Origin of the sequence: Streptomyces sp. NBC_00207 (assembly GCF_045160965.1) — a bacterium.
Classification (GTDB): Bacteria; Actinomycetota; Actinomycetes; order Streptomycetales; family Streptomycetaceae; genus Streptomyces.
This window is the reverse complement of sequence record NZ_CP130715.1, coordinates 7,630,903-7,643,383: the sequence shown is the minus strand read 5'-3', so window position 1 is coordinate 7,643,383 and position 12,481 is coordinate 7,630,903. Positions and strand designations below refer to the sequence as shown.

The following is a 12,481-nucleotide window of genomic DNA, read 5'->3' as shown; positions in this document are numbered from 1 at the left end:
AGGACAGGATTGGCAGTCTTCCGCGACGGCACCCGCACCGTCCAAGCGTTTTTCACCTAGGGCGTCTCTTCCGGATCATGTTGCTGCGTTTGTCGATGTCCGGTCGCCGGTCCGGGGGTGCAATGCGATGACCGGCTAGTCGGTCCAGTATGTCCTGCTCAGGGCGGCGGTCAGCCGTTCGTCTGTGAGCTCGGCATCCAACCACCTGCCCTTCAAAACGGCTTCGGTGAAGTCAGCCGGAGGGGTGTGCTCCAGCAGAAGTACGAAGTGGAGGGCGAACGGCGGCCAGTCCCCGTGGGGCACACCGTCACCGTCGAGCTGGAGATTCGCCTTCCAAGCCGCCTGGCAAAGCACCGAGACGAACAGTCCCAGGAACTCAGCGTTGAGTAGTGCGTCGGCGTCGTCGATCAAGACCGCGACGTCGCTCCTGCCGTGCCCGTGGTCATGCCAGTCGTGCAGGCAGTCGACGAGGGCGTCCCAGTTGTGGCCGAAGTACCCCGGAAAGGAGAGTTCCCGTGCGAAGGTACGGAACAGCGAGGCAGGTTCGAGCAGGTCTCGGGCATTCATCCGGAAGACCAGGCCGCCCCGCTCCAGGAGCGCGGTCGCTTCGGCGGACACCCACGGGTCGGTCTCGGCGGTGAAGACGACCCAGGGCGATGTGAGCTGGGTAAGGCTTGGGGTGGTCACGCCCGTGATCTTCGCACGCACCTTCGGAATCGGATCGTGGAGATTCCCGGCTCGTTGCTCGGCTGTGTCGTTGACTGACGTGCAGTGGGCCAGGATCGAGCCGCTCTTGCCGGACCGGACGCCGCGGAGAGGTGGCTGTTGGTGTGATCACCGACAAGTGATCAACGCAATCGCCTGGAAGTACCACACAGGCTCGCCCTGGAAAGCCCTCCCCAGCGAGCTCGGCTCATGGAAGGGCGCTTACAACCGTCTGCGGAAGTGGGCGATCGACGGCACCTGGGAGGGGGTGTTCACGGCTCTGCTCGCCCATACGGACGCCGAGAAGAACCTGGATTGGGTCGTCGCTGTCGACTCCACCATCATTCGGGCACATCAGCACGCGCCGGAGCCCGCAGCAAAGGCGCCCATGTCAGGGAGCCTGATGACCATGCCCTGGGACGCTCCCGCGGAGGACTCACCACCAAGGTTCACCTGGCTGCTGACGGTAACTGCCGACCGCTGGCCTTCGTGCTCTCCGCCGGACAAGCCCGGGGATGCACCCGCATGCGAGCAGGTCATAAACACGATTTGCGCAACGCCGTGGAACGCTGCATCAACAAGCTGAAGCAATGGCGTGGTCTGGCTACTCGATACGACAAGACCGTCACGATCCACCTCGCCGGACTTCACCTCGCAGCCATCCTCATCTGGGCCGCGAGGTGATCCGAAAGAGACGGCCTGATACTCCAGCCGTAGTTCGTGATCTCGATCGTGGGGGGCACCGAGGAGGCAGCTGGCAGCTTCGATCATCTGGACGAGACCGACCACGCCGTCGCCGGCGTCCGTTCCTTCTCCGCCTACCCGAGTCCACCGAGACGGAGGGCGTTCCTTGTCTCGCTGAGCTTCGCGGTCGTCGCCGGGGTCCACTCCTTCGCCTGCTCACCGAGACGGAGGGCGTTCTCAATCTCGCTGAGTTTCGCGGAGGACAGAACGCCCGCTCGCTCGATCAGGTCGTCCCGGGACACGGTGGTCAGCCACGTGCAAGGGGTAAAGCCCGGACGCGGCAACGCGAACCGCAGCACGCCTTCAAAGGGCAGTCCTTCCACGGCGCCTACTGCCACTTCGACGCCCAGACCGGTGATGTCGACACCCGCCCGAGCGACGACCTGCATCACCCGGATCCCGGACGCGTCGTCTCCCGACAGCAGCACGACCGGCCGCCGCTCGTCGAACTCCACCCACCAGACTTCGCCACGTTGCACATGTCCTCCTGACACAGGAACGGCGGGCGGACGCTGCGCGACCCCGACGCGCTGTGGAGACGGGTGCGGCAACCCGTTGATCATCGGTGTGTGAAGACAAACGATCACGCGGTGGCCGCAGGTCACAGCGTAGACCCTGCCCGCCGGCAGGAGGCGTTCGAGGGCCTGATGAGCCGGACAGCGGGACGGTTCACAGGGGTCGAACCCCCATTTCGAATATGGAAGTTGATGCTCGGGCTGCTGTCGGACCGCCGCGCACGAACTGCTGGACCATCGCCGAATGGGCCGGGGAGAGGACCCCGGACGGCATGCAGCACCTGCTCGGCCGGGCCGAGTGGGACGCCGACCGGGTCCGCGACGATGTGTGTGACTACGTGGTGGACCACCTGCACGACGACCAGGAGGTACTGGTGGTCGACGAGACCGAGGACGTGAAGAAGGACATGCCTCCTGGTCCCGCTGGGTCACCCTCGCCATGCTCGCGCACGCCTTCCTCACCGTCGTACGCGCAGACGAGCACACCCGCCCCGGACCCGATGCCCTCATTCCGCTCACCTGACACGAGATCCAGCGCCTGTTCATCACACTCGTTGTCCGACCCGTCCACGCCGTCGACAAGCCACTCAGGCATGAAGATCACGATCTACGGCTGGGGTACTGACCGCCCGCCAGCACCGCCGGGGTCGGACCGTCCGGGCGGACGGTGATGCCGTACGCGGCCTTGGCGGGGAGGGACCGGAAGTGCGGGACGTGCGCGGGCAGCAGGTGCTCCAGGAGGAGGGTCGACTCGCGGAGGGCGAACTGCAGGCCCAGGCAGGCCCGGGGCCCGATGCCGAAGGGGAGGTAGCTCCCCGGGTGGGCGGGGCGCCGGCCGGGGGTGGTGAAGCGCCCCGGGTCGAACCGGGCGGGGTTTTCCCACAGTCCGGGGTCGCGGTGCGTGAGGTAGGGGCAGACGATGACGTCGGTGCCGGCCTCGACCTCGTATCCGGCGAGGACGTCGTCCTGCGCGGCGCAGCGCGGCAGTATCCACGCGGAGGGGTAGAAGCGCAGCGTTTCGTTGACGAGGGCCTGGATGGCGTGCCGCCGCTCGGGGGACCCCTCGGCGCCGGCGGCGAGGGCCTGTTCCCGCGCCTGCGGGTTGCGGTCCAGCAGGAGGTAGAGCCAGGTCAGGGTGGTGGCGGTGGTCTCGTGGCCGGCGAGCAGCAGGGTGACCAGCTCGTCGCGGATCAGCCGGTCGGTGTACTCGGGCCGCGTCGTGGCCGCGTCCAGCAGGACGTGCAGCAGGCCGGGACCGTCGGGTCCGGCCCCGCCCTCGCGGGCGGCGGTGATGGCGCGGCTCGCCACGGCGTCGATCCTGGCCAGCTCGGCGGAGACGGCCTCCTGGGCGGCGGCGCCGTCGGCGGGCAGCTGGGGCAGTACGGCCACCACGGCGGGTACGGCGGCGAGTTCGCGTTCCGTGGCGGAGTCGAGGGGGTGCCCGGTCAGGGAACGCCAGATGGTGTCCAGGGCGAAGCGGCGCATCTCCTCGCCGACGTCGAGGACCTGCCCGCTGCGGGCGTACCCGGCCCAGCGCGCCGCGGTGGTCCGGGCGGCCTCGGTGATCCGCTGCTCGTAGCGGCGCATTCCCGGACCGGTGAACTGCGACTGCAGCAGCCGCCGTTGCCGCTGCCACGCCTCCCCCGTCGCGGACAGGACGCCGTCGCCGATCAGCAGCCGGGCGCGGTGCGAGCGCTTGACGTACCGGTCCGGACGGAGCGCGAGCACGTGCTGGACGGCCTGGGCGCCGGTGACCAGCACGGTCGGGCGGGGCCCCAGCCGGAACGCGGCGACACCGCCGAGCCGCTGGTGCGCCTGGGTGAAGAGCTCGACGAGTTCCCCTCCCCCGTCCCGCCACTGCCCGACGGTGCCGGGATCCAGCTCGGGGACCCGGCGGCCGGCGGAGGACGGACTCGGACGGGGACCGGGGCGGGCGTGGGTGGCCACGGGCGTGCTCCTGTTCGGCGGCACCGGGTGGGGTCATCACGCACTGTAGGGGAGCGGGCGCGCCGGGCGACACCCCGCCTCGCGCCCGCCCGCCCCCGTAGGCGGGTTCCGGCCGAACTCCGCCGGAATCCGGCTGCCGTTCGCCTGGCGTATGCGCCACCGTCACGCCAGGCTCCCCATCCGGTATGCCGGGCGCGCTCTGCTGAGGGCGCGCAACCACCCCCAACCGCAGAGGTCGTTACCGCCATGGCAGAACTCAACCGCCGTCGCTTCCTGCAGCTCGCCGGCGGCGCCACCGCGCTGACGATGCTGAACGAGAGCATCGCCCGCGCCGCCGCCATCCCCGCGCAGGGGACCACCGGCACCATCGCCGACGTCGAGCACATCGTGGTGCTCATGCAGGAGAACCGTTCCTTCGACCACTACTTCGGCGCCCTGCGCGGCGTCCGCGGCTTCGGCGACCCGCGCCCGGTGACCCTGCCCAGCGGCAAGTCGGTCTTCCACCAGTCCGACGGCACGAAGGTGACACTGCCCTTCCGCCCGCCGTCCGACGACCTCGGCATGGAGTTCCTCCAGGGCCTCAACCACGACTGGGCGGGCGGCCAGAGCGCCTTCAACAACGGCAAGTACGACAACTGGGTGCCCGCCAAGACGGCCACGACCATGGCCCACCTGACGCGCGAGGACATCCCCTTCCACTACGCCCTGGCGGACGCCTTCACCATCTGCGACGCGTACCACTGCTCGTTCATCGGCTCCACGGACCCCAACCGCTACTACCTCTGGTCCGGCCACACCGGCAACGACGGCAAGGGCGGCGGCCCGGTCCTCAACAACGCCGAGGCGGGCTACGACTGGACCACCTACCCGGAGCGGCTGGAGACGGCCGGGATCTCCTGGAAGGTCTACCAGGACATCGGCGACGGCCTGGACGCGGCCGGCTCCTGGGGCTGGATCAACGACGCCTACCGCGGCAACTACGGCGACAACTCCCTCCTCTACTTCAACACCTACCGCGGCGCCCAGCCCGGCAGCCCCCTGTTCGAGAAGGCCCGGACGGGCACGAACGCCAAGGCCGGGGAGGGCTACTTCGACCGGCTCCGCGCCGACGTCGCCGCCGGCACCCTGCCCCGGATCTCCTGGATCGCCGCCCCCGAGGCTTTCAGCGAGCACTCCAACTGGCCCTCCAACTACGGCGCCTGGTACATCTCGCAGGTGCTGGACGCCCTCACCTCCAACCCCGACGTGTGGGCCCGTACCGCGCTCTTCATCACCTACGACGAGAACGACGGCTTCTTCGACCACGTCGTCCCGCCGTACGCCCCCGCCAGTGCCGCGCAGGGCCTGTCGACCACCCCCACCGCCCTGGACGTCTTCCCCGGCAAGCCCGGCTACGTCGCCGGACCGTACGGCCTGGGCCCGCGCGTGCCGATGCTCGTGGTCTCCCCGTGGAGCACCGGCGGCTACTCCTGCTCCGAGACCTTCGACCACACCTCCGTCATCCGCTTCATGGAGCAGCGGTTCGGGGTGACCGAGCCCAACATCTCGCCCTGGCGCCGCGCCGTCTGCGGCGACCTCACCTCCGCCTTCGACTTCGCCCGCAAGGACACCGGCACGGCCCCGCTGCCCGACACCGGCGCCTGGTTCCCGCAGGACCGCGAGCGCCACCCCGACTTCCGGGCCACCCCGCCAGCCGAGGGCGTCATGCCGCGCCAGGAGAAGGGCCTGCGCCAGACCCGTCCGCTGAAGTACGCCCCGTACGTGGACGGCTCGGCGCTCGTGGCGGAGGGCAGGTTCCGGCTGACGTTCAGCGGCGGCCCGGACCTGGGCGCGCAGTTCTACGTCACCTCCGGCAACCGCACCGACGCCCCCTGGACCTACACGACCGAGGCCGGCAAGTCGATCGCGGACACCTGGAACACCCGCTACTCGGCCGGGGTCACCGACCTGACCGTGCACGGCCCCAACGGCTTCCTGCGCGGCTTCCGCAACCCTGGCACCACCCCCGGCCCCGAGGTCACCGCCCGCCACAACGCCGCCACCGGGAACCTGGACCTCACGGTCACCAATGCCGGGGCGTCGACCGCCACCCTGACGGTCACGAACGCCTACGCCGGCGGGCCGAAGCGCCTCACCGTCGCCAAGGGCGCGACCGTCACGTACACCGTCTCGCTGAAGAACACGCGGCGCTGGTACGACGTGACGGTCACCTCCTCGCAGACCCCGGACTTCGGACGCCGCTTCGCGGGCAAGGTCGAGACGGGCGCGGCCGGCCTGTCGGACCCGGGAATCCTCACGAACCAGTCCTCCTGACCCCACAGCAGCACCGGCACCCCCTCCCCGCCATGCGGTCGGGGGCCGTTCCGGAATTCTCCGAAACGGCCCCCGACCGCATGGTCGCAAGGCAAGGTTCAGTACCGGGCCGAGCCACCCGCTACGGTTCGGAATTACCGCGCGACCCGCCTCCGTGCTCCATCGTCGAGGACCTGCCTTGAGCTCTGTGATCAGCCCGCTGCTGCCCGGCGACCTGCCGCAGATCGCCTCGTACCGGCTCATCGGCCGGCTCGGCTCGGGTGGCATGGGCACCGTGTACGCGGCGCTGGACGGCCGGGGCGGCAGGGTCGCGCTCAAAAGGGTGCACCCGCAGCTCGCCGCCGATCCGCAGTTCCGCGCCAGGTTCCATCGCGAGGTGGGGGTGCTCCGTCGAGTCGCCGGGCCGGGCCTGGTCCCCTTCGTCGACGCCGACCCGGCCGCCGGGATCCCCTGGCTGGTCACGGAGTACGTGCCGGGCCCCACCCTGCACGAACACACGGCTGCGTACGGTCCGCTCTCCGGCGTCCCGCTGCTCCTGTTCGCGGCCGGGACCGCCGCCTCGCTGGCTGCCGTGCACGCCGCCGAGGTCGTGCACCGTGACCTCAAGCCGGCGAACGTGATCCTTTCCCCGCACGGCCCGCGTGTTCTCGACTTCGGCATCGCCCATGTGACGGATGGAACCGCGGTCACGCGGACGGGTGTCATGACGGGGCACTCCGGGCTGGATCAGCCCCGAGCAGTACCGGGGCGGCGTGGTGGACAGCCCGGGGGACGTGTTCGCCTGGGGAGCGCTCGTCGCCTACGCCGCCACCGGCCGCCCCGTGTTCGGGACGGGAGCCCCGGACGTGGTCGCGTACCGGGTGCTGCGCGAGGAACCCGATCTCGAAGGCGTACCGCAGGAGCTCCGGGGAGTGGTCGCGTCCTGTCTGGCCAAGGAGCCCGCCCAGCGCCCGGCCGCCGAGCACCTGGAGGAGGTCACGTCCGACCTGCTCGGCAGCGCTGCGACCCAGCTCCTCGCCGCCACCCCGGGGCAGCCGGCGGCGGTGCACAGCCTGATCGCCACCCAGTGGCGCGTCCCCACCGTCGAAGACCCCGCCTGGAGCACGGCTGCGCAGCCTCCGCCGGCGAGGAACAGGACCTGGTTGCAGCGCGCGGCGATCGTCGCGGGCGGCGCTGCCGTCGGCGCTCTCGGCGCCATGTTCCTCATCCTCGTCCCTCCGGACGGCTCTCCGGGGCAGCCGGTGGCCGCCTCCACGGCACCGGCTCCTCCTCAGGCTGCGGACGATCAACGACCGCCTGCCCCGCTGGCGTCGAGCAGCACGGCGGCGCCCACCGTGTCCGCGGCCGAGCCGGTCGCGACGCCCACCGTCGCCGTCCGGCAGCCGACCCGGACCGTGGTCCGCACCATCGCCCCCTGGGCTGTCGGCGGAAACGCCCCCGCGAAGGGCATCGTGGTCACGGGGGACGCCGTCGGATCGTGCTGGAGCAGCTCGAGCAAGACACAGCGCACGGACGCCTGGCGCTGCTCCGCCGACAGCACCGTTCTCGACCCCTGCTTCGCCCCGGACGTCGGCCCGGAACACCCCGTGCTCCTCTGCATGGAGGGCGACCCGAGGCACATGCGGCGGCTGACCCTCACCGAAACGCTCCCCGGCAACAACTTCCACATTCCGGGCGGCCCCGTCCCGACGCCCCTGATCCTCGAGCTCGCCAACGGCAAGACGTGCACCTTCGCCGGCGGCGCCACGGACTCCCTGGCCGGCCTGCGCCTCAACTACTTCTGCGCGGGTGGCGGAAGTGTGTACGGCGACCCGGACCAGGACCGCCCCCTCTGGACCGCCGGCTACCGGGCCGACGGGGCGGCCACCATCGACAGCGTTCCCGTCTCGGCCGTCCATCAGTAGCGGGTACGGCCTCGAGGACCGGCTCCCCGCCGAAGGGGGAGAGCCGGTCCACCCGGCCATCGTGTCTTCGTGACCGGCTCCGTCGGTCTCCCGGCGGGCCCGCGTCAGCCGACGGCCACCACGACCGGGCCGCCGGTCCGGTCGACGCGGGCCGTCCACCCCGGGGGCAGCCGCAGCGACCGGGACGGGGAGGCCGGGCCCGCGAAGCGGCGCCGCCACAGCGGCCGACCGTCCTGGTGGACCGTCACCAGCGGGGCGGTCAGCGGTTCCCCGGACCGCAGGAGCAGCGGCCGCCCGGCGGTGCCCGTGAGCCGGTTCGGCGTCACCCACAGGAGCGGGGCCCGGGCCTCCAGCGGCGGGCCGGGCTCCGGCCAGGGGGCGCCGGCCAGGTGGGCCAGGAGCGGGGCCGCCGCGGCCGCGCCCTCCCCGGCCGCGGTGGCCGCGCGCTCGATGCCGTGGAGGGCGTTGCCGACCGCGAAGACGCCCGGCACCGGGGTACGGAACGACGCGTCCACACCGGGGCCCCGGGTGCCGGGGTCCAGGGGGACGCCGCCCCGGCGGGCCAGTTCGTGATCGGGGATCCAGTCGCCGGTGAAGACCACCGTGTCGCAGGCCAGCACCCCCGACCGGCCGTCCCGGTGGCGGACGGCCACGCCGGTCAGCCGGCCACGGCCGCGCAGTTCGCCCACCGTGGTCGCCGTGAGGAGCGGGACCCCGGGAACGGCTGCGGCGCGCGGGCGCTCCGTGACCATCGCCACCACCTCCGTACCCGCCCGCCGCAGCGTGCCCACCGCGTGCCGGGCCACCGCCTCGTCGCCCACGACCACGGCCCGCCGCCCGACGGTCAGGCCGTGGCGGTGGACCGTCTGGAACAGCTCGCCGGTGGTCAGCACGCCCTGCGGGCGCGAACCCGGCACCAGCCGGGCACTGCGGGGGCGCTCCCGGGCGCCCGTGGCGAGGACCACGGCCCGGGCCGTGATCCGTTCCAGGCCCGCCGGGCTGGTGGTCTCCAGGGTCAGCGGGCCGGCCCAGCCGGTGGCGGTGGCCCCGGTGCGGACCGTGGCCCCGGCCGCGAGCGCCGCCCGCACCGACCGTCGTGCGTACTCGGGCCCGCGGAGCCAGGGCCGCGGCGGCCGGCCGAAGCCGCCGTGGTGGAGGTGGCGCGGCATTCCGCCCGCCTCCTCCTCTCGTTCCAGTACCTCGACCCGCCCGGCGCCGGCGGCCGCCAGCCGGGCGGCGAGGGTCAGTCCGGCGGGGCCGGCGCCGACGATCAGAACGTCGACCGGCACGTCCGTACGGTTCACCGGCGGGCCTCCTCGAACAGGGCCCGGACGGCGGCCCCGCAGTGGAAGCCCTGGCAGCGGCCGCCCCGGGCGCGCGTACGCCGCCGCAGGCCGTCGGGCGAACCGGGCGGGACGGTCCCGGCGAGCGCGTCGCGTATCTCCCCGCGGGTCACGCGCTCGCAGTGGCAGACGATCCTGCCGTACTCCGGGTCCGCCGCGATCATGGCCGCGTCGCGGTACGGCCGGGGGAAGGCCTCGCCGAGGTTCGGCATCCGCACCGGTTCCAGCTCCCGTGCGCCGGACACCGGCAGACCGCCGTCCGCGAGCAGCTCCACCACATGGGCGGCGATCGCCAGGGAGGCGGTCAGCCCCGTGGAGCGGATCCCGCCCACGCTCACGTACCGCTGTGCGGGATGCGCCCGGATCGCGTAGTCCTCCTGCCCGGTGGCCGCCCGCAGCCCGGCGTACACGGCGGTGACCTCCTCCTCCAGGAGCGCCGGCAGGATCCGCCGGCCCTTCTCCCGCAGCAGTGCGAGCCCTTCGGCGGTCGACCCGGTGGCCGTCTTGTCGTCGAGGTCCTCGGCGGTCGGCCCGAGCATGACGTTCCCGTACACGGTCGGTGTCACCAGCACCCCCTTGCCGCGCGCGTCCGGCACCGGCAGGAGGATGTGGCGTACGAGGCCGCGGGCGAGTTCGTCGAAGACGATCAGCTGGCCGCGCCGGGGCGTCACGGTGAAGTCCGCGTGGCCGAGCAGCCGGTCGATCTCGTCGGCGTACAGGCCCGCCGCGTTGACCAGGTGCCGGGTGCGCAGCGGACCCCGGCCGGTGGCCAGGGTGTGCGGTTCGCCCGGAGTGATGGAGCGCACCGGGCAGTTGAGGTGCAGGTCGACGCCGGCACGCACGGCCTGCGTCGCGTAGGCGAGGGTGGTCGTCCAGGGGCAGATGATCGATTCGTCCGGCACGTGGAGCGCCCCCAGGACGCCGGGCCCGAGCTCCGGCTCGCGGGCCCACACTTCCCCGGCCGGGAGGATCCGGGCCGCGCGGTAGCCGTTGCGTACGGCCTTGTCGGCGAGCCCCGGCAGCGCCGCGAGCTGCTCTTCGTTCCAGGCGACGAGGAGCGCTCCGAGCGGTTCCACCGGGATGCCGGTGCCGGCGGCGTACGAGGCGAGGAGCCGCCGGCCCTCCCGGACGAGCCGGGACTCCAGGGAGCCGGGCACGGCGTCGAAACCGGTGTGCAGGATGGCGGTGTTGGCCTTGGAGGTGCCGTTGCCGACGTCGTCGGACGCGTCGACGAGGGCGATCCGCAGGGGGAGCCGGGCCAGTTCACGGGCGATGGCCGAGCCCACGACGCCGGCGCCGATGACCGTCACGTCGTACGCGCCGTACGCTCCCTGCTCGCCCCGGCCGTCGCCCGCGGGCAGCGGGCCGCCGGTGGTGACCGTCATGCCGGGCCGTCGAGGAGGGCCGAGACCGCCGTCCGGAACCGTGCGCGGCGCTCCGCCGCGTGCGCGGAGCCGGCCCTCGGCTCGTAGACGGCGGAGGGCTTCCACTCCGGGACGGCCTCGTGGGCGGTGAGCGAGCGGTCGAGGCCGAGCCGGGCGACCGCCCCGACGCCGAGTGCGGTGGCGTCCGGCAGCGCCGAGACCTCGACGGGGATCTGGAGCAGATCGGCCTGTGCCTGCATGAGCAGCGCGGACCGGGTGAGTCCGCCGTCGACGCGCAGCGTGGCCAGCGGCGCCCCCAGGTCGGCGGCGACCGCGTCCGCGAGCTCCGCGACCTGCGCGGCGATGCCGTCGCACAGGGCGTGCACGAGGTGCCCGGCGGTCGTGTCGAGGCCGAGGCCGGTGACCGAGCCCCGCAGGTCGCCCCGCCACCACGGGGCGGCGAGCCCGGCGAGCGCGGGGACGAACGTGACGCCGCCGGCGTCCGGGGCGGTGCCTCCCACGGTGTCGATGTCCTCGGCGCCGGAGATCACGCCGAGGTCGGTGAGCCACCGCACGGCGGAGGCGGCCGTGTAGACCTGCCCGTCCAGGCAGTAGCTGGTCTCCCCGCCGAGCCGCCAGGCGACACAGCCGACCAGTCCGGAGGTGCTGCGCCGGGGCAGCGGGCCGGTCTGTGCGAGGAGGAACGCCCCGGTGCCGTAGGTGCACTTGGCGGTGCCCGGCTCGGTGACGCGCTGTGCGAGCAGGGCGGCCTGCTGGTCGACGAGCAGGCCCGTCAGCGGCAGCGGGGGCCCGAAGGCGGTGGTGGTGCCGACGTGGGTGTCCGCGTCGACGACTTCCGGCAGCCGCTCGCCGGTGAGGCCGAAGGCGTCGAGTGCCGCCGGGGACCAGTCGACGGTGTCGAGGTCGAGGAGCTGGGTGCGGCCCGCGGTCGCCGCATCGGTGACGAAGGCGCCCGTGAGCCGGTGCACCAGCCACACGTCGCTGGTCGTCACGACTCCCTGCCGGGTCAGGCTGCGGCGTATCCAGGCCATCTTCGGCGCGGCGAAGTACGGGTCGAGGGGCAGCCCCGACAGCTCCTGCAACGACGCGGCGTGCGGGGCCAGTTCCGTACAGAGCTGCTCGGCCCGGCGGTCCTGCCAGACGATCGCGTCGGTCAGCGGCTCACCGCTCGCAGGGTCCCAGGCGAGTACGGTCTCGCCCTGGTTGGCCAGGCCCACCGCCACCACCGGCTCACCGGCCGCCGCCAGTGCGGCGCGCCCCGCGTCGACGACCGAGTCCAGCAGCTCACGGGGGTCGACCTCCACGCGGCCGCCCGGCAGGTACCGGGGCCGCACGGGGGCGGAGGCGGAGCCGATGACCCCGCGTACGGGACAGATGACGAGGGCCTTGGTTCCCGACGTCCCCTGGTCCACAGCGAGCACCGGGCCCGTCATCACCACTCCGTCCCTGGTATCGGCATGCGTGTGATCGTCGTTCGGAAGCCTTCACCAGCGGACGTCGCCCGTCAAGATCCGTCCGTGCGGCCGGCGATCGCATCACGACAGAGCTGACGCGAATTCATATCTCGTATGTGGCTTGATAGTTGCATTTGAAATGTTCCCCGACCCGAACGCTCACACTCGATC

Annotated in this window: 8 protein-coding genes and 3 pseudogenes; 5 read left to right on the top strand and 6 right to left on the bottom strand. The window is 72.4% G+C overall.

Annotated elements, in window-relative coordinates; genetic code table 11:
* Positions 1-135 precede the first annotated feature (135 nt).
* On the bottom strand, positions 136-708 hold the full coding sequence (locus OG472_RS35485) for a barstar family protein (RefSeq protein ID WP_405942420.1): 573 nt from the start codon (positions 706-708) through the stop codon (positions 136-138).
* 43 nt (positions 709-751) lie between these two features.
* Between OG472_RS35485 and OG472_RS35480 the strand changes: the two are divergent.
* Positions 752-1,389: pseudogene (locus tag OG472_RS35480) on the top strand (IS5 family transposase).
* A gap of 134 nt (positions 1,390-1,523) precedes the next feature.
* On the opposite strand, the gene OG472_RS35475 reads toward OG472_RS35480, so the two are convergent.
* Entirely contained in the window at positions 1,524-1,928 is a 405-nt protein-coding gene (locus OG472_RS35475) for a type II toxin-antitoxin system PemK/MazF family toxin (protein WP_401605251.1), read from the bottom strand.
* A 168-nt stretch (positions 1,929-2,096) separates the two neighbouring features.
* On the opposite strand from OG472_RS35475, the pseudogene OG472_RS35470 reads away from it, so the two are divergent.
* Positions 2,097-2,368 (top strand): annotated as a pseudogene (locus OG472_RS35470) (transposase); the annotation flags it as partial.
* A 196-nt stretch (positions 2,369-2,564) separates the two neighbouring features.
* On the opposite strand, the gene OG472_RS35465 reads toward OG472_RS35470, so the two are convergent.
* Positions 2,565-3,911 carry a cytochrome P450 gene (locus tag OG472_RS35465; RefSeq protein ID WP_405942419.1) on the bottom strand — a complete coding sequence of 449 codons (1,347 nt, stop codon included), beginning with the start codon at positions 3,909-3,911 and terminating at the stop codon, positions 2,565-2,567.
* A 246-nt stretch (positions 3,912-4,157) separates the two neighbouring features.
* Between OG472_RS35465 and OG472_RS35460 the strand changes: the two genes are divergently transcribed.
* The 3 genes and pseudogenes from OG472_RS35460 (at position 4,158) to OG472_RS35450 (ending at position 8,128) form a co-directional block, all read left to right on the top strand.
* Positions 4,158-6,224 carry a phosphocholine-specific phospholipase C gene (locus OG472_RS35460; protein WP_405942418.1) on the top strand — a complete coding sequence of 689 codons (2,067 nt, stop codon included), beginning with the start codon at positions 4,158-4,160 and terminating at the stop codon, positions 6,222-6,224.
* Between the two features lie 265 nt (positions 6,225-6,489).
* Positions 6,490-6,867 (top strand): annotated as a pseudogene (locus OG472_RS35455) (protein kinase domain-containing protein); the annotation flags it as partial.
* 109 nt (positions 6,868-6,976) lie between these two features.
* The gene (locus OG472_RS35450) at positions 6,977-8,128 is read left to right on the top strand and encodes a hypothetical protein (RefSeq protein ID WP_405942417.1); all 1,152 of its coding nucleotides are present in this window, start codon (positions 6,977-6,979) and stop codon (positions 8,126-8,128) included.
* 104 nt (positions 8,129-8,232) lie between these two features.
* On the opposite strand, the gene OG472_RS35445 is transcribed toward OG472_RS35450, so the two are convergent.
* Genes OG472_RS35445 through OG472_RS35435 form a run of 3 tightly spaced genes read right to left on the bottom strand, consistent with a single transcriptional unit; the run spans position 8,233 to position 12,289 of the window.
* The gene (locus OG472_RS35445; protein WP_405942416.1) at positions 8,233-9,432 is read right to left on the bottom strand and encodes an NAD(P)/FAD-dependent oxidoreductase; all 1,200 of its coding nucleotides are present in this window, start codon (positions 9,430-9,432) and stop codon (positions 8,233-8,235) included.
* Positions 9,429-10,856 carry an FAD-dependent oxidoreductase gene (locus tag OG472_RS35440; RefSeq protein ID WP_405942415.1) on the bottom strand — a complete coding sequence of 476 codons (1,428 nt, stop codon included), beginning with the start codon at positions 10,854-10,856 and terminating at the stop codon, positions 9,429-9,431. The genes OG472_RS35445 and OG472_RS35440 overlap by 4 nt, the downstream gene beginning before the upstream one ends.
* On the bottom strand, positions 10,853-12,289 hold the full coding sequence (locus OG472_RS35435) for an FGGY family carbohydrate kinase (protein WP_405942414.1): 1,437 nt from the start codon (positions 12,287-12,289) through the stop codon (positions 10,853-10,855). The genes OG472_RS35440 and OG472_RS35435 overlap by 4 nt, the downstream gene beginning before the upstream one ends.
* Between the last annotated feature and the right edge of the window lie 192 nt (positions 12,290-12,481).